The sequence below is a fragment of the Pararhodobacter oceanensis genome (genome assembly GCF_003076755.1).
GTDB lineage: Bacteria > Pseudomonadota > Alphaproteobacteria > Rhodobacterales > Rhodobacteraceae > Pararhodobacter > Pararhodobacter oceanensis.
In genome coordinates, this window is record NZ_QDKM01000004.1 from 176,589 (window position 1) to 196,020 (window position 19,432).

19 protein-coding genes and 1 tRNA gene are annotated in these 19,432 nt (G+C 61.2%); 14 read left to right on the plus strand and 6 right to left on the minus strand.

The window, feature by feature from the left end:
• Positions 1-74 precede the first annotated feature (74 nt).
• Positions 75-1,664, plus strand: a complete 1,590-nt coding sequence (locus tag DDE20_RS10865; RefSeq protein WP_116558520.1) for a gamma-glutamyltransferase family protein — start codon at positions 75-77, stop codon at positions 1,662-1,664.
• A gap of 89 nt (positions 1,665-1,753) precedes the next feature.
• Entirely contained in the window at positions 1,754-2,734 is a 981-nt protein-coding gene (locus DDE20_RS10870) for a bile acid:sodium symporter family protein (RefSeq protein ID WP_116558521.1), read from the plus strand.
• A 106-nt stretch (positions 2,735-2,840) separates the two neighbouring features.
• Here DDE20_RS10870 and DDE20_RS10875 read toward each other — a convergent pair whose 3' ends face one another.
• The 3 genes from DDE20_RS10875 to DDE20_RS10885 are packed head-to-tail and all read right to left on the minus strand — an operon-like array spanning position 2,841 to position 5,657.
• Entirely contained in the window at positions 2,841-3,854 is a 1,014-nt protein-coding gene (locus DDE20_RS10875; protein ID WP_116558522.1) for a VOC family protein, read from the minus strand.
• Between the two features lie 10 nt (positions 3,855-3,864).
• Complete coding sequence (locus DDE20_RS10880; protein WP_116558523.1) at positions 3,865-4,710, minus strand: fumarylacetoacetate hydrolase family protein; 846 nt, start codon at positions 4,708-4,710, stop codon at positions 3,865-3,867.
• The gene (locus tag DDE20_RS10885; protein ID WP_116558524.1) at positions 4,707-5,657 is read right to left on the minus strand and encodes an amidohydrolase family protein; all 951 of its coding nucleotides are present in this window, start codon (positions 5,655-5,657) and stop codon (positions 4,707-4,709) included. The genes DDE20_RS10880 and DDE20_RS10885 overlap by 4 nt, the downstream gene beginning before the upstream one ends.
• A 95-nt stretch (positions 5,658-5,752) precedes the next feature.
• Between DDE20_RS10885 and DDE20_RS10890 the strand changes: the two genes are divergently transcribed.
• Together DDE20_RS10890 and DDE20_RS10895 are read left to right on the plus strand one after the other, a co-directional pair.
• Positions 5,753-6,709 (plus strand): fumarylacetoacetate hydrolase family protein, encoded by a 957-nt coding sequence (locus DDE20_RS10890; RefSeq protein WP_116558525.1) that lies wholly within the window; start codon positions 5,753-5,755, stop codon positions 6,707-6,709.
• A gap of 190 nt (positions 6,710-6,899) precedes the next feature.
• Positions 6,900-7,496 (plus strand): TetR/AcrR family transcriptional regulator, encoded by a 597-nt coding sequence (locus DDE20_RS10895; protein ID WP_165814494.1) that lies wholly within the window; start codon positions 6,900-6,902, stop codon positions 7,494-7,496.
• Positions 7,497-7,545: 49 nt separating this feature from the next.
• Here DDE20_RS10895 and DDE20_RS10900 read toward each other — a convergent pair whose 3' ends face one another.
• A complete protein-coding gene (locus DDE20_RS10900; protein ID WP_116558527.1) occupies positions 7,546-8,541 on the minus strand; it encodes a TRAP transporter substrate-binding protein in 996 nt (331 codons plus the stop codon).
• A 163-nt stretch (positions 8,542-8,704) separates the two neighbouring features.
• Here DDE20_RS10900 and DDE20_RS10905 point away from each other — a divergent pair, with 163 nt between their 5' ends.
• The 6 genes from DDE20_RS10905 to DDE20_RS10930 all read left to right on the plus strand — a co-directional run bounded on the left by DDE20_RS10905 (position 8,705) and on the right by DDE20_RS10930 (position 14,030).
• Positions 8,705-9,856 carry an FAD-dependent monooxygenase gene (locus DDE20_RS10905; RefSeq protein ID WP_165814495.1) on the plus strand — a complete coding sequence of 384 codons (1,152 nt, stop codon included), beginning with the start codon at positions 8,705-8,707 and terminating at the stop codon, positions 9,854-9,856.
• A gap of 10 nt (positions 9,857-9,866) precedes the next feature.
• Positions 9,867-10,412 carry a cupin domain-containing protein gene (locus DDE20_RS10910; RefSeq protein WP_116558529.1) on the plus strand — a complete coding sequence of 182 codons (546 nt, stop codon included), beginning with the start codon at positions 9,867-9,869 and terminating at the stop codon, positions 10,410-10,412.
• A gap of 175 nt (positions 10,413-10,587) precedes the next feature.
• On the plus strand, positions 10,588-11,007 hold the full coding sequence (locus DDE20_RS10915) for a nuclear transport factor 2 family protein (protein ID WP_165814496.1): 420 nt from the start codon (positions 10,588-10,590) through the stop codon (positions 11,005-11,007).
• 2 nt (positions 11,008-11,009) lie between these two features.
• Positions 11,010-11,429, plus strand: coding sequence for a nuclear transport factor 2 family protein (locus DDE20_RS10920; protein WP_116558531.1), 420 nt, complete (start codon positions 11,010-11,012; stop codon positions 11,427-11,429).
• Positions 11,426-13,327, plus strand: a complete 1,902-nt coding sequence (locus DDE20_RS10925) for a TRAP transporter large permease (RefSeq protein ID WP_116558532.1) — start codon at positions 11,426-11,428, stop codon at positions 13,325-13,327. The genes DDE20_RS10920 and DDE20_RS10925 overlap by 4 nt, the downstream gene beginning before the upstream one ends.
• A 28-nt stretch (positions 13,328-13,355) precedes the next feature.
• Complete coding sequence (locus tag DDE20_RS10930; RefSeq protein ID WP_116558533.1) at positions 13,356-14,030, plus strand: glutathione S-transferase family protein; 675 nt, start codon at positions 13,356-13,358, stop codon at positions 14,028-14,030.
• Here the strand turns inward: DDE20_RS10930 and DDE20_RS10935 are convergent.
• Positions 14,017-14,664 (minus strand): TetR/AcrR family transcriptional regulator, encoded by a 648-nt coding sequence (locus DDE20_RS10935; RefSeq protein ID WP_165814497.1) that lies wholly within the window; start codon positions 14,662-14,664, stop codon positions 14,017-14,019. The two genes, DDE20_RS10930 and DDE20_RS10935, sit on opposite strands and share 14 nt — an antisense overlap.
• Before the next feature lie 156 nt (positions 14,665-14,820).
• On the opposite strand from DDE20_RS10935, the gene DDE20_RS10940 reads away from it, so the two are divergent.
• Positions 14,821-15,546, plus strand: coding sequence for a DAPG hydrolase family protein (locus DDE20_RS10940; protein ID WP_116558535.1), 726 nt, complete (start codon positions 14,821-14,823; stop codon positions 15,544-15,546).
• A gap of 36 nt (positions 15,547-15,582) precedes the next feature.
• Positions 15,583-16,494, plus strand: coding sequence for a glutathione S-transferase family protein (locus DDE20_RS10945; protein ID WP_116558536.1), 912 nt, complete (start codon positions 15,583-15,585; stop codon positions 16,492-16,494).
• 315 nt (positions 16,495-16,809) lie between these two features.
• On the opposite strand, the gene DDE20_RS10950 is transcribed toward DDE20_RS10945, so the two are convergent.
• Positions 16,810-16,884: transfer RNA gene (locus DDE20_RS10950), tRNA-Gln, on the minus strand.
• Between the two features lie 238 nt (positions 16,885-17,122).
• Between DDE20_RS10950 and DDE20_RS10955 the strand changes: the two genes are divergently transcribed.
• Both DDE20_RS10955 and DDE20_RS10960 read left to right on the plus strand, forming a co-directional pair.
• Complete coding sequence (locus DDE20_RS10955) at positions 17,123-18,289, plus strand: BaiN/RdsA family NAD(P)/FAD-dependent oxidoreductase (RefSeq protein WP_116558537.1); 1,167 nt, start codon at positions 17,123-17,125, stop codon at positions 18,287-18,289.
• Positions 18,290-18,629: 340 nt separating this feature from the next.
• A complete protein-coding gene (locus tag DDE20_RS10960; protein WP_116558713.1) occupies positions 18,630-19,403 on the plus strand; it encodes an RNA methyltransferase in 774 nt (257 codons plus the stop codon).
• The last annotated feature ends 29 nt before the right edge of the window (positions 19,404-19,432 follow it).

Consider the following 19,432-nt stretch of genomic DNA (forward strand, 5'->3'; position numbering starts at 1 on the left):
GATCCAGCGGGCGCCCCGCCAGTCTTCTCACCCTATGCCATGTCTAACCTATGCCATGTCCAAGAGGTCCAAAGATGCGCCTGCGCCATGATCCCCTTTACCCCTCCCGCCGCTCGCCCATTCTGGCCGATAATGTCGTCGCCACCTCGCAGTCTTTGGCGACACAGGCGGGGCTGACGATCCTGCAGCAGGGCGGCAATGCGGTGGATGCCGCGATTGCCACTGCCGCGGCGCTGGTGGTGGTGGAGCCGACCGGCAACGGCTTGGGCTCGGACGCGTTTTGCATCCTTTGGGATGGCAAGGAGTTGCACGGGCTCAACGCTTCGGGCCGCGCGCCCGCCGCCTGGTCGCCTGAACGGTTTCCTGATGGGATGGTTGAGCGCGGCTGGGACTCGGTGACGGTGCCGGGGATGGTCGACGCCTGGGTGAAGCTCTCGGAGCGGTTCGGCACTTTGGGGCTGGCCACGGTGCTGGCGCCGGCGATCCGCTACGCCGAAGAGGGGTTCATCGTCTCGCCGATCATCGCCGCGCTTTGGGCGCGCGGCGCCGAGGTGCTGGGCCACCAGCCGGGGTTTGCCGAGACCTTCATGCCGAATGGCCGCGCCCCGCGTGCCGGTGAGCGGTTTCGCAACCCCGGTGCCGCCCGCACCCTGCGGCTGATCGCTGAGACCAAGGGCCGCGCGTTTTATGAGGGCGAGATTGCCGAGGAAATCGCGGCTTTTGCCAAGGCGCATGGGGCCGCGATGACTGTGGAGGATCTGGCCGCGCATAGGTCCGATTGGTGCGGCACGATCAGCCAGAGGTTCGACGATGTGGAGCTGCATGAAATCCCGCCGAACGGGCAGGGGATTGCGGCGCTGATGGCGCTTGGCATGCTGCAACACACCGCAATTCGCGACTTCGGCCCCGATGATGTCACCGCGATCCACCTGCAGATTGAGGCGATCAAACTGGCCTACGCCGATATTGACGCCTTCGTCGCCGACCGCGCGCATATGACGGGTGTGGATGAGAGAGCGCTCTTGGACGCTGACTATCTGCGCGCCCGTGCTTCGCTGATCTCGACCGAGCGCGCGCAGGATTTCGGCGCGGGAACACCGCCCGAGGGCGGCACGGTGTTGATGAGCACGGCGGATGCCTCGGGGATGATGGTGAGTTTCATCCAGTCGAATTACGCCGGTTTTGGCTCGGGCGTGGTGATCCCCGGCACCGGGATTGCGATGCAAAACCGCGGGTTTGGCTTCACCACGCAGGCGGGGCATCCCAATCAGGTGGCGGGGGGTAAACGCCCGTTCCACACGATTATTCCCGGTTTTGCGATGAAAGAGGGCAAGCCGTTGATGGCCTACGGGATGATGGGCGGGCCGATTCAGGCGCAGGGGCATGTGCAATTGCTGTTGCGTACGCAGCTTTGGGGGCAGGATGTGCAGACTGCCGCCGATGCACCGCGCTGGCGGATGGTCTCGGGGCTGGATGTGGCCTGCGAGCCCGCGATGGGTGAGACGACGCTGGCAGCGTTGCGCGCTTTGGGGCACCGGATCGAGGTGGAGGCGCCGGATAATGCCTTTGGCTTTGGCGGCGCGCAGCTGGTCGCGCGTCTGCCCGAGGGCGGCTATATGGCGGGCTCGGATCCGCGCAAGGATGGTCAGGCGGCGGGATTCTGAGCGCGCTATTGGGCGCAATTCCGGCGATACGCTTTGCATACACCCGCCGTCGTGGCATAGGGGCGGCGGCTTGAATGGACAGGATAACTATGCGCTTTTTATCGCGGATCGGCATTGATCTTTACATGCTCGTGCTGCTGGCGACGATTGCGGCGGGGCTGATGTTACCGGCGCGCGATCTGGCGGCGGAGGTCCTGAAGGATGTGACCTTCTGGGCGGTGGCGCTGCTGTTCTTCATCTACGGCGCCAAACTGGACCCCAGCGCGGTGCGCGCCGGGCTGCTGAACTGGCGGCTGCAGGGGCTGAGCCTTGCGGCGACCTATGTGCTGTTTCCGCTTCTGGGGCTCCTCTTGGTGGCGCTCTTCGGGCCGCTATTGGGGGCGACGGCGGTGCTGGGCCTGTTGTTTCTCGCGGTGCTGCCCTCGACGGTGAACTCTTCGATTGCCTTCACCTCGATTGCGGGCGGCAATGTCCCGGGAGCGATCTGCGCGGCCTCGGTCTCGAACCTGTTGGGCGTGGTGCTGACACCGGCGCTGGTGGCGCTGTTGCTGGTGCAGGGGCAGGGCGGGGTCGGCTTGGACGCGGTGGTGCGGATTGGCACGCAGATCCTGCTGCCGTTCATCTTGGGACAACTGGCGCTGCCGTTCATCGGCGGGTTCATCAAACGCCATAAATTGGTGACCATGGTGGTGGATCGCGGATCGATCCTGTTGATCGTCTATTCGGCGTTCAGCGCGGGCACGGTTTCGGGCCTGTGGTCAACGGTGTCGGGCGTCGATCTGGCGCTGCTGTTCGGCGTGGTCTGGGTGTTTTTGGCGCTGGTGATGGCGCTGGTGGGGGCTGCCGGGCGCGGCCTGAAGCTGCCGAGCGCGGACCGGACGGCGCTGTTCTACTGCGGCTCGACCAAGAGCCTTGCCTCGGGCCTACCCATCGCCACCGCGCTTTTCGCGGCGGAGCAGGTCGGCGCCATCGTGCTGCCGCTGATGATCTACCATATGTCGCAGCTTCTGGTCTGCGCGGTGCTGTCGCAAAAACAGGCGCAGAGGCAGGCGGAGATTGGGGCGGCTTAGCGCAAGCGGGGTGGGTATTTTGTTGAGGCGGCCAACCCAAGGCGAAAGCTAGCCTGCGTTTCGATCAATGCCCCTTACCGGGCTCCGCTCGGCAATCACGCCCGGTTCATGCGAGTTTGCCGTCATCCGGCAGGTCTTTGATCGAGCGGATATGCGCGGGCATGCCTTCGGTCATATGTTTGGCGTGCCACTCGATCTGGGCGTTTTTGATCCACTCGGGCTGTTCGGTCATCCAGGATTGCAGGCCAAAAAGCGCATTCCATTCGCGCGGCACATAGTTGTCGTCGAGATAGTCGCTGTCCGAGCCGTATTCGACCTCTCCGCCGGTCGGGCTTTTGAAATAGCTGAACAGCGCCGAGGCGATCCGGTGCCGCCCCTGACCCAGCCCGCCGACGCTCCAACCGCGGCGTTTCATATGGTTGGTGCCGACCATCAGTTCGTCGATATCCTCGACGCCGAAATTCGCGTGATGATAGATCGGGTATCCGGGCGCGCTGCCGCTGTTCATGTCCAGCAGAAACAGGTTGTGATGATCCGAGGCGCCGTCGCAGCGCATGTAGATGCCGAGGTGGATCTGGTATTCCGAGAGCCGGAAGCCGAGCCGCTCTTCGAAAAACCGGTGGCTGGCGACGAAATCTTCGACCGCGAAAACAACATGGGTGATGGTTTTCGGGCGGGCGCGCAAACGCCATTTGCGCGAGACATTCAGACGGCCCGCGACGCCGGGTGCATTTAGCGGATCGGGGCAGTTGAGCACCTTTTTCTTGTCATAGAGGCGCAGTCCCAGCGGCAGCCCGCAATCGGATTTGAAATGCGCGGTGCCATCTGCATCGCGGCGCAGATCGCGGTCGGTTTGCAGGCTGGCAACCAGCGCTTCAAGGTTTTCTGTGCTGTCCACGCCCCAGATCACCTCACGAACGCCGGTGCCCTGTAGGATGGAGTCCGGCAGCGACGGATCCTTGATGCTGCGGATCTCGACCTTGCTGCCTTCCTCCAATTGGAACTGCGCGCACTCCTCGCTGCGTGACTTCAGGTTCAGGCCGAAATCCTCAAAAAACGCCACGCATTCGTTGATATTCTCGACGCCGTAGACCAGCGTTTCAATCCCGGTGATAGCCATGGTGGGTCTCCTATTTGAAACTTTTCTTGAGGTAGCCAAAGCCCGAGGCGAGCGCTTCGAGCGTGTCAACGGTGCCGGCTGCGGGCGTGTCCGGGCTTGGCGTGGCCGGGATCACCAAGAGATCGCCGGGCAAGAGTGTGGTCATCGCGCTGACCTCGGCGAGGAAGCCCGGCATCTGCGCCGAGAGATCGGAGAGGGCGCCATGGGCGACTTCGCGGCCCATCATGCCCATGGTATAGGGAATGCCGCTGAGGTCGCTGGCAAAGGCTGCCGGAACGAGGTTTGGCCCGATGATCAAGGCGCCGGGCACGGGCCGTCCGGCGCTGTCAGCGGCGCGGAGTTCAACCCCGATGGCCCAACCGGCGATCACCGATGGCGCGGCCTCCTGAGGCACGCCGGTGGCCTGCTTCCCGATCACCGCGGCCAGACAGAAAGAGGGTCTCGCGGGCTTCATCTGATCGCCGAGGGTGAGGGGGCCGGAGGCTTTGGCGACGGTGGAAATCGGCGGTGTTTCGACACAGGCGCCGCGCCGCAGGAAGACCTGACGCGCGGCGGGCAGGAGGCTTTCGTCGGTGATCAGTTCCGAGGGCACGAAGTCACCGCGATGGCCGACAGCCATGGGGCTATAGGCCAGCGCCTGCACCAATTCGGCCAATGCTGGAAATCCCCGCTCCCAATCCTGAACCAGATCAAAGATCGTGCCCTCGGGGATGCGCAATCCCAGCGTCTCGGCCAGAGGGCGGACCGCGTGCAGGGCCACGGATGCGCCATCGTCGAAATCCAGCACCGGAAACGGCGGGCAGCCGATCATCGAGCCCATGCGCAAGGCAAATGTGACGGGGGGCACATCGGTCATGTGAGGTTTAGCAACCGGCGCGCATTGGCGCCTGCGATGTTCCGTTTTAAGGGGGTGTCGAGGGTGAGAGCCTTGAGCCAATCGACGCCGCTGTGATCCGCGGCATAGGGGGCGTCGATCGAAAAAAGAATCCGGTCTGGCGGCATCTGTTCGAGGCAACAATTGAGCGCTGCTGAAGAGAAGAACCCGCTCGATGTCACGTAAAAATGCCGCAGGAACAACTCGCGAAAGGCTTGCATCGGGGTATCGCGCGCAAGGGCCTCGTCGATGCGGTCGAGCAAGAAGGGAATGCCCTCGCCGAAATGGCCCAGAATGATGCGAAGGCGCGGGTGTCTATCGAACACACCCGAGAGGATCAGCCGCATGGCGTGGGTGCCGGTTTCAATCGTGTAGCCCCAGCCCGCGCGAATGAACATCGGATGGGTCTGGTCGTAGGGCGCGAAGTAGCTTTGCTTGACGGAAGCGAGGATTTCCGAAGGGTGGATATAGAGCGGCACCTCCAGCGCTTCGGCGGCGGCGAAGATCGGCTCGAAACGCGGATCATCGAGAAAGAGCCCATCGGTTGGCCCGTGGATCATCGCGCCGACGAAGCCGAGGGACTGCACGCAGCGGTTCAATTCGCGCGCCGCATGATCGGGCGAGAATGTCGGGAGGGCGGCGAAACCGGCAAAGCGGCCGGGGGCTTGCCGGATGAATGCCGCCAGCCGGTCATTGACCTCGATGGCCAGATTGTGGGCGTTATCGGCGCAGATCCCCTGCAAACCGGGCGGCGCTAGGGCAAGAACCTCGGTCGCGATCCCGAGCGTGTCGAGACGCTGCACGCGGTCCTCGGCGCTGGCATAGAGCAGTTTTTGCAGGGGCGCGGGATGTGTGCGGCCCAAGAGCGCGTCGAGATGCGGGTCGGCGTAATGCTCTTCCAATGCGACGATATCGAGCTGTGTTTGCATGCGTGCCTATCCCAAATCCTCGATAACGCGCCTGAGTCCATTGACAGGTGCTGGTTCTCGTATAAATTCCCTTTAAAAAGAAATAAAGGTGAAAAATGGAAAACATGTTCCTACTGGGGCGCGTCAGAACCGAAGCGGATCAGGCGATCATGACGATCGTGACGCAGGGCAAGCACTATGATCTGGCGACCTTGGCGGCGGTATTTGACCTGCAAGGCGTGCAGACCGATCTGGCGCTTGCGCTTATGGATTGGCAGGAAAGCCTTGCGCAATATCAGGAGGTTACAGAGCGGATTCTGGCTTCGCCGGAGATAGCGGCGCGTTGTGAAGTGACCAAGATTGCCAAGAGACTGGCGCCGGTTCCGCGCCCCGGCAAGATCCTCTGCGCGGCGGCGAATTATTCGGCACATGTTCAGGAAATGGCGCAAACCGGCTTTACCGGCCCGAAATCGTCGCCAAAAAACGCCCCCGTGCGGCCACAGGAACCTTATCATTTCCTCAAGGCGACAAGCTGCATGACCGGACCGGAAGACGATATTGTGCTGCCGAGTGCAGAGCACAAGATTGATTGGGAAGTGGAACTTGCGGCGGTGATCGGCGCACCGGCCAAACGGGTCTCGCAGGCGCGGGCGATGGGTCATGTCGCGGGCTATGTCACGGTCAATGATGTGTCCTGCCGCGCCGCAACATGGCGCGAGGATCGGCCGAATATCCGCTCGGACTGGTTGGCGGGGAAAAGCTATGACACGTTTTTTCCGGTCGGGCCGTTGTTCTTGCCCGCCGTATTCGTCCCCGACTACCGCGAGATCACACTGCGGCTCTGGGTCAATGATGTGCTGCATCAGGACGGTCTGGCGCGCGATATGATCTTCTCGCTTGAGGAGCAGATCGAATATCTGTCACAGATGCTGACCCTCGAGCCGGGTGATTTGATCGCCACCGGCACGCCCGCAGGGGTGGGGCAGGGCAAGGGCAATTATCTGGCGCCGGGCGATGTGATGCAGGCCGAATGCAGCCATATGGGGCGGCAACGCACCGCGGTGAGGCTGTGAGATCCGGCGCGGCATTTGATTATCGTCAGGCGAGGGTGTATCAATCCTGGCAGGCAAAAGAACAGCGCAGGACCGGTTGTGACCAGACGCGGTCCGGCCCAAATATGACAAGAAAACCAAGACCTTGGTAAGCAAACCCGAAACATCCAAGAAGACCAGATCTGCGCCGCGTGGCCGCGGGCGCGGATCGGTGGGCCGTGACCATATCATCACCGCGACGCGCGGTCTTCTGCGCCGTGTGCCGCCGTCCTCTTTGACCCGCAAACTGGTGGCCGAAGAGGCGGGTGTGGATCCCGCGCTGGTTCGCTATTATTTCTCGGATCTGCGGCATCTCTTGACCGAGGTTTTGAAGGTGCTGGTCAAGGATTACGGCGAACGCTTTCGGGCGCTCGACATTGATCCATCAAGCCCCGAAGATGCCTTGAAAAAGCGGATCCGGCATCTGGTGACCTTTTTGACCGAAGAGACCAGTTTCCATGAATTGTTCATCGAGCAGATCATCAATGGGCACGACGAATGGGCGCTGGAGACACGGGACTGGTTTACCGACCAGTTCTTTGGAACCCTGAGTGAGATCATCGAGACCGGTCGCAAGGACGGGTTGTTCCGCGACGATTTCGATCCGCGGTTCTTGTATCTTTCGATCATCGGGGCCGGCGAATTTCTGGCCACCTCGCGGACGATTTTCACCCGTCTGTTCGGGCCGGACCAGACGCCAAATGATGTGGCGGATGAGTTTGTCGAATTCCTGTTCCAGACGCTGATGCAGGGGATCGCCAAGAAATAGGGCCGCCAAACTGGCGGCCCCGGTCGGGTTTCAAAGATCGGTCGAGGGGTTAATCGGCGAGTTCCGCGCGCAATGCATCGACAAGCGCCTGACCGCCCTCGGTATCTGCCGCCCAATTGTCGACGATATCCCCGATGCTGGCCTGCCAAAGCGCCATATCCTCTTCACTGGGGGTGGCGATGGTCCCGCCTTCTTGGGTGATCATATTCTGTCCGACTTGCGCGGCGGCAGCCCAGACTTCGCCAAAGGCCTGCGAGAGGGCAAGGCCGGAGTTGTTGTCCAATGCCGCTTGCGCCTCAGCGGGCAGGGCGTCGAACCGCTCTTGGGACATATAGACCATCATGAACGAGCCCCCCAGCGGCAGGTCGAGATAGTAATTGCCGACCTCATGCAGGCTGAAGGGCGCAATTGCCGTGTAATAGGTGATCGCGCCGTCAACGGTGCCGCGGCTCAGGGATTGATAAATCTCGTAGATCGGCACGTCGATCGGTGCGGCAGACACGGCTTGCGCGACCTGCGGCGAGATCCGTCCACTGGCGGCAATCGTCAGCCCGTGCATGTCTTCGGGCCGTGCAACCGGTGTTTCGGTGGTCAGGATCATCGCTGCTGGCGGGGTCGAGATCGCCAGCATCTTCATCCCGTCGAACATATCGCCATAAGCGCCGCTCTCATAAAGCGACCAAAGCGCCATCGAGCCTTGCACCGGATCGTCGATCATAAAGGGGAGGGAGGCAATCTGGGAGAGGGCGAACTGCCCCGGATAATAGGCGGCAATATCGACGGCGATATCGACAGCCCCGACATCAATGGCCTCGAGAAATTCGCCCGGATGCCCCAAGGCGCCCGCGTAGAACATGTTGATTTCAAGTGTGCCATTCGATTCTGCCGAAACGGTTTCGGACCAAGGCGTGAACAGATCCCGATTGTAATGGACCTGCGGCGGCACACCGACGGCGAATCGCAGTGCGACCGGATCGGCAAACGAGGCGCCGGATGTGGCAACGAAAAGGCCTGCTGACACAAGTGCTGTCGTGATTTTGTACATGCTTTCCTCCCAATTAGGCTGACGCACAAGCCGACGAGACCGTCTCGTGAAACCGTACGTAGTGCCTATATCTTTTATTCTCTTTGAAAGGAAAAACAAGCCCGGCCTGTTGACTTTTTCCTTTTGAAAGGAATAACTGCAATCAGAAGCGGGAGGGTGCGAAGTGACAAAACGGGCGCTGATAGTTGGGGCGGGAATCGCCGGGCAGACCTTGGCCTGCGCGCTGGCGAAAACAGAGTATCAGATCGATATTGTCGAGAAGTCGCAAAGCTGGGAAGTGCTGGGCACCGGCATGTATGTGCAAAACAACGCGCTGCGGGGGTTGCAGGAAATCGGTGTTGCCGAGCAGATCGTCAAAGCCGGCTGGCACTCGCCAACGGGGGTGTCGACGATCACCGATATGCATGGGAATACGCTGGCCCAGACGGTGGTTCCGCCCTGTCCCGGCTCTGATTATCCGGGCTATGTGCCGATTGGGCGACCGGTGTTGCATGCGATCTTGCTCGCCGCCGTTGAGGCGGCTGGCGTCACCATTCAAATGGGCAAAAGCGTCACCGGGATCAGCCAATCCGGGGACCGTGTCGATGTGAGTTTCACCGATGGCGCGCGTGCAAGCTACGATATCGTCATCGGGGCGGATGGGGTGAATTCTTCGGTGCGCTCGCTGGTGTTTGCCGAGATCGAGCCGCAATACAGCGGGTTTTCGAACTGGCGCGCGATCCTTCCGATGGCAACACCGCTGGCTGACACCATGTGGCAGATGGGCCCCGAGAAATCCGTCGGGATTATCCCGATTTCCGATGATGAACTCTATATTGCAGGGGTGTCGAAAGAGCCGGGAAACCCGTGGTTCGAGCCCGAGACGCTGGTGCGCCGGATGCATGAGCGGTTCGCGATGTTTGGCGGGCGCGCGGGTGGCTTGCTGAAGCAGATCACCCGCTCGGAGCAGATTGTCTATACGCCGATCAAGGAAATCATCATGGAGCCGCCCTGGTTCAAGGGCCGTGTGGTTCTGGTTGGCGATGCCGCGCATGCTTCGACACCGTTCTGGGCGCAGGGTGCCTCGATGGCGATCGAAGATGTGATCGTTCTTTACTGGCTGTTGCGCGAAAATCGGGATGTGCCGGATATTTTCAGCGAATGGCAAGAGCGCAGATTTGAGCGCTGTGCGTTTGTCCAGAACGGATCGAAATCGACCGGGGTCAATGGCCATGCTGCGGGTCTGGAGGCGATGAACCGCGCGGCCGAACATATCCGCAACCATGCGCAAGACAATGTTAACAGTCGCTACGAGCGGCTCAATCAGCCGATTTGAGGGGCTATTCATGACCAAACGACTTTCACCGCTGCGCCGCGTGGTCACGGGCCACAATGAACAGGGGCAAAGCATCATCATTGAGGACGGCGCGCCCCCGCGGGTGGCCAGGGTTCAGGCGCGGCCCGGCTATGCGATGGCCAATGTCTGGCGCACCGCCGCTTGCCCCAGCAATGTGCATGATGCCGACAGTATTCTGGAGCATAAAGGCGTGCTGCCGCCGAAACAGGGAACGGTGATCCGTGTGATCGACATTCCGCCCGAGCCCAAAGACCCCGAGGAGCTGGAAAAAGTGCTGCATGCCACATTCCGCGAGCTTTATCCCGATGCCGATCACACCAAGGACAAGGCAGTTCATCAGGGGATGCATAAGACTGCGACGGTTGATTATGCCATTGTGCTTGCCGGGTCGATCACCGCGATCATGGATGAGGATGAGACGGTGTTGAATGCGGGCGACATCCTGATCCAGCGCGGCACCAATCACGCGTGGTCCAACAGGTCGGAGGGTATGTGCCGCATCGCCTTTGTGCTGGTGGACGGGCAGTTTGAATGAGCCGGAGGTTTGCGCGACCCCGCGCGCCGAAGGCCCAGAGCCTGAATTTCGCGTGGTTATCTGCAGGACGGCGACCGGAGGGGGCGCGGCCATGGGGGCGCGCAGCATCGGTTCGGGCGACGGGGAAACCTTGCGGCGGGCCAGTGAGACAGACCTGAACACAACGGAGACGATAATGCCGGATGCAGACAGCCATGAAGCCTATTTCCGCTCGGTTCTGACGGAGCTTTATGCGGGGAATTTCGAGCCTTTCAACGCCGCCATCGCCGACGACTATATTTGCCATACACCGGGGCGGAGCAGCATCGCTGGGGATTACCACGGCACCGAGCAGGCCGAGGTCAAACGCCCGAAAATGCGCGCCCTGACCGCGGGGAGTTTCAAGGTCAGAAAGCTGGGCGATATCTGTATTTCGGGTGATTGGGCGATGGTCCCGGTTGTCGTCTCCGCCGAGGCCGGTGACACGAAATTGGAGACGCCGGCTTTCGGGATCTGGCGGTTTCGCGGGGATAAGATCGTCGAGCATTGGGAGATGAATTTCGACCAATACGGGTTTGACGCCTTCGTCGCCGCGGCAGAAGCACAGGGCCGCTAGGGGTGGCGCTCGATCCGCAGGGCATCGCACAGTTGCGACAGGTGCTTTCCCAGCTTTATGACGGCAATGTCGCACCGTTCGAAGCGGCGCGGGCGGATAGCTATACGCTGCATGTTCCCGGACAGAGCCGTATCGCCGGACGCTACCAAGGGGCCGCCGAAACCGCGCGGTTCATCGCCAGGCTGTCAGAGCTTAGTGGCGGAACTTTCGCCGTCACGCGTACCGCAGAAATCTGCATCTCGGGGAACTGGGCGATGGTTCCGCTGCGGGTCACTGCCGCGGTCGATGATCTGCGGCTGGACATGCCGGCCTTCGGGATCTGGCGCTTTGACGGTGCGGAAATCGTTGAACACTGGACACTTCATATGGATCAATATGCGTTCGATAGATTCGTCGCAGCTGCGGAGGCACCATTGCCATGAGGGCATTACTGGACAGGCTGCACGTCATCTCGCATGGCATCACCGAAAAGATCGCCGCGCTGGGGGTTATCGGCATCCTCGGGATTGGCTTTGTGACCGTCCTCGACGTGCTTTTGCGCTTCTTTTTCAACAATCCAATCGACGGGCTGAATGAAATCACCGCGCCGCTGCTGGCGCTGGGGGTCGCGGCCTGCCTGCCTGCCGGTGCCTCGGGCCGGGTCAATATCACCATCGACTTTATGCAAACTCTGGTCGGGACGCTCGGCTTTGCCTGGCTGCGTGCCTTGGGCTCGGGGTTGTTGTTGATCTTCCTGACCGTGGTGGTCTGGCGGCTGTTTGCGCTGGCCGAGCGCTACACGATGGTGGGGCGGACCTCGAACCTTTTGGAACTGCCGGTCGGGCTGATCCTCTATGTGGTGACCAGCGTGGTGGCGCTGACGCTGTTTGTCCAGCTGTTGCAGTTTGCGCTGCAGTTTTCGGATGCCTTCCGCTTAAGCCGCCGCGTCGGATACACGATCTGCGGCCTTTGCCTGCTGTTGATCCTCGGCTTTTTCGTGGTGCCTGCGCCCTATCAAGCCGTGGCGGCGGTGTTTACCGGAATGCAGCCGGCGTTTCTGGCGTTAACCTGTTTCGGGCTGATGTGGCTGATGGTGATTTTCTCGGTTCCGGTGGGGGCGGCGACCGGTCTGGCGGGGCTCTTGGGGTCGATGGTCATTCTGGGCTCAAACGCGGGGATGACCATGTTCGGGGGCCGCGTTCACCATATGCTGTTCAACGAAAGCCTCGCGGTGCTGCCGCTGTTTCTGATGATGGGGTCGTTTGCGACGGTTGCCGGCATGTCCTCCGAGATCTACCGCTTTGCCAATTCCGCAATCGGTCACCTTCGCGGCGGATTGGCGATGGCGACGATTCTGGGGTCGGCGGGGTTTGGTGCGCTGACCGGATCATCGCTGGCCACCTCGGCAACCATTGGCAAGGTCGCCTTGCCGGAAATGGCCAAGCGAAACTATAGCCGTTCATTGGCCGCGGGAACCGTGGCGGCGGGCGGCACGCTGGGGCAGCTTATCCCGCCCTCGACGGTGATTGTGATCTATGCGCTGCTCGCCGAAGCCTCGATCGGCACGCTGTTTATCGCGACGATTGTTCCGGCCTTGCTTGCGGTCTGCCTGTATCTTGTCGCGATCTCGATCACCGTGAAACTGTCGCCCGGCGGTGTCCCCAAGGGGGAACGGGTGCCGCGGATGCAGATGATGCGCGATTTCGGCAATGGCTGGCAGGTTATCGTGCTGATCACGCTGGTGATTGGCGGGATCTATACCGGCGTGTTCACCGAGACCGAGGCCGCGTCGGTTGGTGCCATCGCGGCCTTTGGCTTCGCAATTGCGCGCGGCAAGATCAATCGCGATACGATCTGGGCGGTGATGCGCGAGACGACCTCGACCATCGCGTTGATATATGTGCTGATCTTCGGGGCGACCAATTTCTCGTTCATGGTCGGCATATCCGGTGTCCCTGACCTGATGGTCGCGGGTATGACCGCGCTGACCACGACGCCGGTGCTGATCGTGATCATGATTGCCGCGATCTATCTGGTTCTGGGCACGGTGATGGATACATTCGCGATTATGATCATCACCTTGCCGGTGTTCCTGCCGCTGGTTGAATCACTGGGGTTCGATCCGATCTGGTGGGGCATTCTGACCATCTGTCTGGTCGAGATCGGCATGATCACCCCGCCGTTCGGATTGAATCTGTTCATCATGAAATCCATCGATCCGCATCTGAAATTGACCGATGTTTACAAAGGCGTCGCGCCCTTTGTTGTCGCAGATGTGGTGAAAATCGCGCTGTTGATTGGGTTTCCGATCATCGTGTTGTGGCTGCCCGGCACGCGGTGAGGGGCAGGGGCCAGTATCAGGAGGTGATATGCCGAAATTGACGCTCTATGTCGCGCCGGGCTCTTGCGCCCGGGTGCCAACAATCGCGCTGGAGGAAATCGGCGTCCCCTTTGCCACCGAGCTGGTGCGGTTCAAGGCGCAGCAGCACAAGTCCGAGGCTTACCGCGCGCTCAATCCCAAGGGCAAGGTTCCGGTGCTGGTGGTCGATAGCACGCCCCTGACCGAGAATGTCGCGATCCTGAGCTGGTTAAACTCGCGCTTTCCCGACGCCGCGCTGCTTCCGCCTGTCGAGACGCCGTTTGCGCAGGCCCAGCAACTCTCGGATCTGGCGTTTGTCTCATCGACGCTGCATCCGATCGTCACCCGCATTCGCGTGCCCTATCTATTCGGCTCGACCCCCGAGATCCAAGCGGATGTCCGCGAAAAGGGCATGACTGCGATGCAGCCCTTCGCGCAACTGCTGGAGGAGAGGTTCGATAAGGGGCGGTGGTGGTATGGCGAGAGCTGGTCGATCGTCGATGCCTATCTCTACTGGGTCTGGTGGCGGATTGTCGGCGCGGGGTTTCCGGTTGAGTGCTTTCCGCGCCTGCAGGACTTCGCTCAACGCATCGAGCGCCGCCCATCGGTGATGCGGGCTTTGGCGCGCGAGGCCGATCAGGAGCAGATGCTCAATGACGAGGGGCTATCGCTCAATTTGACCTAGCGTTTGGCGCGCGGATGAGCAGGTCGATGATCGCATCGGCGTGCGACTGAAGAGCCGCTTCGGAACTGATATCGCCGCCTTCCAGCGCATTGGTAAGCGCATAGAGCGCCATGGGAAATGAGCCGCCATGGGTGATCATAAAGAAGATCGTGCGGCTTGAGACATCCGGTATTGCCCCCTCGGCCTGGGCGCCGTCGATCAGGTCTTTGAGCAATTGGTAGAACGGCCCCACGAGGTTTTCTTTCAAAAACGCGCCGCGGGTGCCATCCTCGCCACCATCGTGAACAATGATGCGGCTCATCTGCGGCCAGCGCGCCGAGGCGGTAATGAAGGCGCGAATGAACGCCTTGAGTTCTTCGGTTTTGCTACCGCCGTCAAAGGCATTGGCCGCGATCAGGTCTTTGGAAAAACACTCGACAAGATGGGTGATGGCCGCGATCCAGAGCGCATCCTTGGTGCCGAAATAATACCGCGCCAGCCGTTTGTCCGCCCCTGCCGCCTCGGCGATTTGACTGAGCGAGACGCCGTCAAAGCCACGTTTGGCAAAAAGATCAATCGAGGCGCGCAGCAGCGACAGTTTCAAATCACTACTGCTGTCGCCTTGCGGGCGTCCGGGCTTTCGGTCTGCAGTCACGGTCAATGCCTCTTTGCAAGGGTAGGTCTGGTGCAGCCTATACAATGCGGCGGGGGAGAAATGAAGCAAGTTTCCCCACTCGGGGAATTATTTCGTTGACATATTCCCCATACGTGGAATATCAGGCTGGAAATGGTTTTGAAAAGGATACCGGCTATGAAGAAAACGATCCTCGCGGCAGTCGCCGTGGCAGCGGTAGGTGTCGCCGCTTTCGGTGTGCCGCCCTTTACCGGCCAGCCCACAGCGGGATTTGCCGAGGGCGAGGCCGGTTTTGAAAGCGGCGTGCGGCGGTTGCCGAACGGTGTGGTCGAGGTCTCGGCCCTCACCCCGATGCCGGGGGTAAGCGCGGAGATGGTCGGCTGGTGGTTTGGCTCTTACCTGCAAACAACCGAACACTATCAGCGGTGGTTTCCGCAGGCCCATGTCTGGATGGATTGGGAGAACAAGACGCCCGATGAATATATCGGCGCCAGCCATCTGGTGCATGAATATATCGGTGACGACCTCGCCATGTTGCGCATTCAATTCGTCCCCGCCGAAGAGATCCTTGGCGAGGTTGATCTGGGCGAAGACGATGTTGCGGTCTGTGCGCGGGTCGGCTTGCTTGAGGAGCCGCTCAATGTCGGCAGGATGTGTCACATCATTCGCAACACCGAGGATGGCGCGGAAATGCGCAGCCGTTTCTGGCTGGGCTTCGTCGCGGAACGCGATGGCAATGAGCAGGTCGCATCCTTAACTGGTCTGGTCGCGAATACCTATCTGGTGCGACAGCTGACCCTGAAGAATGACGCCGCAACCGCGCTGATGCAGCATTGTCTGGATGAAATGACCATTCTTGCCGGCTTCCTGCCCGGCCTTTTTGCGCAGGAAACCGCCACGTAATCCCTTAGACCCTGCCAGCATAGATTGGAATTTCCGATGGCTGAAATTGAAACGACACGGGCCGATATTCGCGCGCTGACCGGTGTGCATCTTTACCACAACTATATGTCAAATTGCTCGCAACGGGTGTCTCTGGCCCTGCGCGAAAAGGGCGTGGATTACGTCAGCCACCATATCGACCTGCAGCGGCAAGAGAATCTAACCGATGCGTTTGTTGCGCTGAACCCGAATAAAGTTGTGCCGGTTTTGGTTCACGATGGCCGCACCTATGTCGAGTCGAATGATATCATCGACTATATAGATAAGGCGTTTGCGGGGCCGAAATTGATCCCTGATGATCCTCAGATTGTCGCTTTGACCGAGGCGTTGCTCTCCGCCTCGGCAGCGCTGCAAGACACGATCAAGTTTCTGACCTATGAGTTTTTGATGAAGCCGATCTCGTTGAAATCCGCGCGGAAAAACAATGCGCTGGAGGCCGAGGAGGTGGGCTCGGATCGCCACCGGTTCCTGACCGAGTTTCTGGCGCCCGGCGGTTTCACCAACGACCGTATCACCGCTGAGGTTGCGGCGCTTTCGGCGGCGTTTGATATGCTCGAGCACCGGTTGACCGATACGCCATGGCTGAGCGGCGCTACCTATGGTCTTGCCGATATCTCGTGGTTCCCCAATCTGCGCCGCGCCAAAATGATGCGCTATCCGCTGAACGTCATCCCGCATTGGCCGCATGGTTTGAGAGGGCGAGCGCGCGGGCCTCGATCAAAGCCTCGATCCTGCAGACCGAACAACTGGCCCCGCGCATGTTCATGGCAGCCTACAGCCGTTACCGCGCGTTGCGGGGAACCTCGATCTCGGCATATTTGGGTGCGTCGGGATAGTTTTTTGCAGGGCGCGGCGAGCAATTCGCAAGCTAAAGCGGCGTCTTCGCCAAACAGACGCGTGCGGGCGTAGATGCGGTTTCGCGTCGCGCCGCGCGCCTTGACCCATAATACAGCGAACGGTCGGTAGCTGCGCCTCGTCGTCACCTCGGACGAGAGGGCGCGTTATGCTCGGTCGGTCATTAGGCAAGATCAGCGCAGCCGAATAGCGCCTCTCGCAGTATCCCCGCGACATTCATATCGCGCCAGAGACCACCTCGGGCTTTAGGACATGCCACGGCTCATGCGCCAAGCATGGACCGCCCGCGTTCAGCAGCCATAACGCAACCCGCTGAAATACCGTCGCTACATTGAGCGAGGGTGGTATCAACTGTGTTTGAAAGTGAAGTGGCTGGGGCGGTAGGATTCGAACCTACGATACACGGTACCAAAAACCGATGCCTTACCGCTTGGCTACGCCCCAACTGAGGCGGTGTTTACCCAAGTGCTTCGCGGGCTGCAAGGGGGGGGATGAAGAATTTCCGCCTCTTTGTGCAAGATATTCTTTTTAAGGTGTTTTTTCCCGCTGGGGGCACCTCGGGGCGGGGCTGCGTCAGGCTGTGTCATTGCGATCAGCGGTTTGATTCTGGTTCTTTCACCGCCCTGCCAGAGCGTGTATGCCCCGAGGGTCAATTCGGGGATGAGAGCGAAAGTGAGGCGCCATGGACTGGGACGTGATTGTGCTGGGCGCGGGCGCGGCGGGGTTGATGGCGGGGATCGAGGCGGCGCGGCGCGGGCGGCGGGTCTTGGTGCTCGATCATGCCAAGAAGCCGGGCGAGAAGATCCGTATTTCCGGCGGCGGGCGGTGCAATTTCACCAATCTGCATATCGCGCCCGAGCGGTTCCTGTCGCAAAATCCGCGCTTCGCGCTTTCGGCGCTGTCGCGCTATACGCAGCAGGATTTCATCGCGCGGGTTAACCTTAACGGCATCGCCTGGCATGAGAAAACCCTCGGGCAGCTGTTCTGCGACGGCTCGGCGCGGCAGATTGTCGATATGCTCTTGCGTGATCTTCATGCGGCGGGGGGCGAGTTGCGGCTTGGGGTGCGGGTCGAGGCGGTGCATGCCGGGTTTCGTGTCGAGACCTCCGAGGGGCCGCTGACCGCCGCCTCGGTGATTGTCGCGACCGGTGGCAAGTCGATTCCGAAGATGGGCGCCAGCGGATTTGGCTATGACATCGCCGAGCAATTCGGGCTGCGGTTGGTGCCGACGCGCGCGGGATTGGTGCCGTTGACCTTCACCGACACGCAGCTGGACTGGATGCGGCCCTTGGCCGGTGTTGCGGTGCCGGCGCGGGTCGGGGTGGCGGGGCAGAAGATCAGCTTTGACGAAGGGTTGTTGTTTACCCATCGCGGATTGTCCGGCCCGTCGATCCTGCAGATCTCGAGCTATTGGCGCGAGGGGCAGGCGATTACCGTGGATCTGGCGCCTGACCGGGATATTGCGGCGGAAGCGCAGGCGGCGCGGGCGCAGCATGGCAAGAAGGATCTGGTGAACTCGCTGGATCTACCTGAGAAGCTGGCGCGCAGCCTGACCGAAGGCGCCGGTCTTTCGGGGCGATTAGCCGATCAATCGAAGAAATCCCTCGCACTTCTGGCCGATGGGGTGCATCGCCAGCATCTGGTGCCCGCCGGAACCGAGGGCTACCGCACCGCCGAGGTCACGTTGGGCGGTGTGGACACCCGCGATCTGGATGCCAAGACGATGGAGGCGCGCAAGACGCCCGGCCTCTATTTCATCGGTGAGGTTGTGGATGTAACCGGCTGGCTGGGCGGGTATAACTTCCAATGGGCGTGGTCGTCGGGCTGGGCGGCGGGGCAGGTGGCCTGAAGAACGCCCCGGCCCGCTCATCTGTCCAGAAATATCCTGGGGGTGAGCCCGGAACGGGCGAGGGGGCAACGCCCCATTAACCTTTACTGATCATCTGTCTGGCGCGGGCTTTTGCCCGGGCCGCGCCCGACCCTGGGTGGGCGCCCCGCCTTTGCCACGACGCGGCACACTCCAAAGCACTCGCGCCAGTCGAGCCTCAAACACCATCGCCAATGCGCCCTCCCGGGGGGAGGGTCGGGCGCGGCCCGGGGTGCCCCCGTGCCAGACAGTGAATCGAAAGCGACCATACCACCCGCATCCACTCTTGCGCGCGCGCATCCGGCGCGGTATGCGCGCGCTCATGGGATCGAGCTTGCGAGAATTGACAACCGAGAGGGGCTCTGTGCCCAGTGTGGTGCTGGTGCGCCCGCAGATGGGGCAGAACATCGGCGCGGCGGCGCGGGCGATGCTGAACTTTGGGTTCGAGCATATGCGCCTGGTTGCGCCGCGCGACGGCTGGCCCAACCCCGAGGCGACGGCAATGGCCTCGGGCGCCAGTGTGGTGCTTGATCATGCGGGGCAATTCCCTGATCTGGGCACGGCGCTGGCCGATTGCGATTATGTCTATGCGACCACCGCCCGCAGCCGTGGGCTGGTCAAGCCGGTGCTGACGCCCGAGGCGGCGATGGCCGAGGCGCGGGCGATGATCGCGGCTGGCAAGAAGGTCGCGGTGCTGTTCGGGCCTGAGCGCGCGGGGCTGGAGAACGACGATGTCGCCCATGCCAATGCGATCATCACCGTGCCGGTAAACCCCGGTTTTTATTCGCTCAATCTGGCGCAATGCGTGCTGTTGATGGCCTATGAATATGCGCGGCAAACCAGCGATACGCCCGGCGCGCGGCTGGAACTGGCGGGCGCAGATCTGGCGACCGCGCAGGATGTGCAGCATCTGGGCGATCATTTTGAAGAGCGGCTCAGCAAGGCCGGCTTCTTTTTCCCCGAGGATAAAGCGCCGAGCATGAAGCTGACGCTGCGCAATATGTTCAGCCGCTGGGGGCTGACCCGCACCGAGGTGCAGATCCTCCACGGCGTGTTGCGCAAACTGGTTGGCCGCGACAGCTCCGGCGGCTCTTGAAGCTGCGCCGGACCGGCTCTAGCTTGGCG

Excerpts from the sequence above, each read along its gene's own strand:
- DDE20_RS10900 (WP_116558527.1), bottom strand. The coding sequence starts at position 8,541 with ATGTACAAAATCACGACAGCACTTGTGTCAGCAGGCCTTTTCGTTGCC.
- DDE20_RS10915 (WP_165814496.1), top strand. The coding sequence starts at position 10,588 with ATGCCGGATGCAGACAGCCATGAAGCCTATTTCCGCTCGGTTCTGACG.
- DDE20_RS10875 (WP_116558522.1), bottom strand. The coding sequence starts at position 3,854 with ATGGCTATCACCGGGATTGAAACGCTGGTCTACGGCGTCGAGAATATC.
- DDE20_RS10885 (WP_116558524.1), bottom strand. The coding sequence starts at position 5,657 with ATGCAAACACAGCTCGATATCGTCGCATTGGAAGAGCATTACGCCGAC.
- DDE20_RS10870 (WP_116558521.1), top strand. The coding sequence starts at position 1,754 with ATGCGCTTTTTATCGCGGATCGGCATTGATCTTTACATGCTCGTGCTG.
- DDE20_RS10865 (WP_116558520.1), top strand. The coding sequence starts at position 75 with ATGCGCCTGCGCCATGATCCCCTTTACCCCTCCCGCCGCTCGCCCATT.
- DDE20_RS10910 (WP_116558529.1), top strand. The coding sequence starts at position 9,867 with ATGACCAAACGACTTTCACCGCTGCGCCGCGTGGTCACGGGCCACAAT.
- DDE20_RS10955 (WP_116558537.1), top strand. The coding sequence starts at position 17,123 with ATGGACTGGGACGTGATTGTGCTGGGCGCGGGCGCGGCGGGGTTGATG.
- DDE20_RS10890 (WP_116558525.1), top strand. The coding sequence starts at position 5,753 with ATGGAAAACATGTTCCTACTGGGGCGCGTCAGAACCGAAGCGGATCAG.
- DDE20_RS10880 (WP_116558523.1), bottom strand. The coding sequence starts at position 4,710 with ATGACCGATGTGCCCCCCGTCACATTTGCCTTGCGCATGGGCTCGATG.
- DDE20_RS10945 (WP_116558536.1), top strand. The coding sequence starts at position 15,583 with ATGGCTGAAATTGAAACGACACGGGCCGATATTCGCGCGCTGACCGGT.
- DDE20_RS10960 (WP_116558713.1), top strand. The coding sequence starts at position 18,630 with ATGGGATCGAGCTTGCGAGAATTGACAACCGAGAGGGGCTCTGTGCCC.
- DDE20_RS10925 (WP_116558532.1), top strand. The coding sequence starts at position 11,426 with ATGAGGGCATTACTGGACAGGCTGCACGTCATCTCGCATGGCATCACC.
- DDE20_RS10940 (WP_116558535.1), top strand. The coding sequence starts at position 14,821 with ATGAAGAAAACGATCCTCGCGGCAGTCGCCGTGGCAGCGGTAGGTGTC.
- DDE20_RS10930 (WP_116558533.1), top strand. The coding sequence starts at position 13,356 with ATGCCGAAATTGACGCTCTATGTCGCGCCGGGCTCTTGCGCCCGGGTG.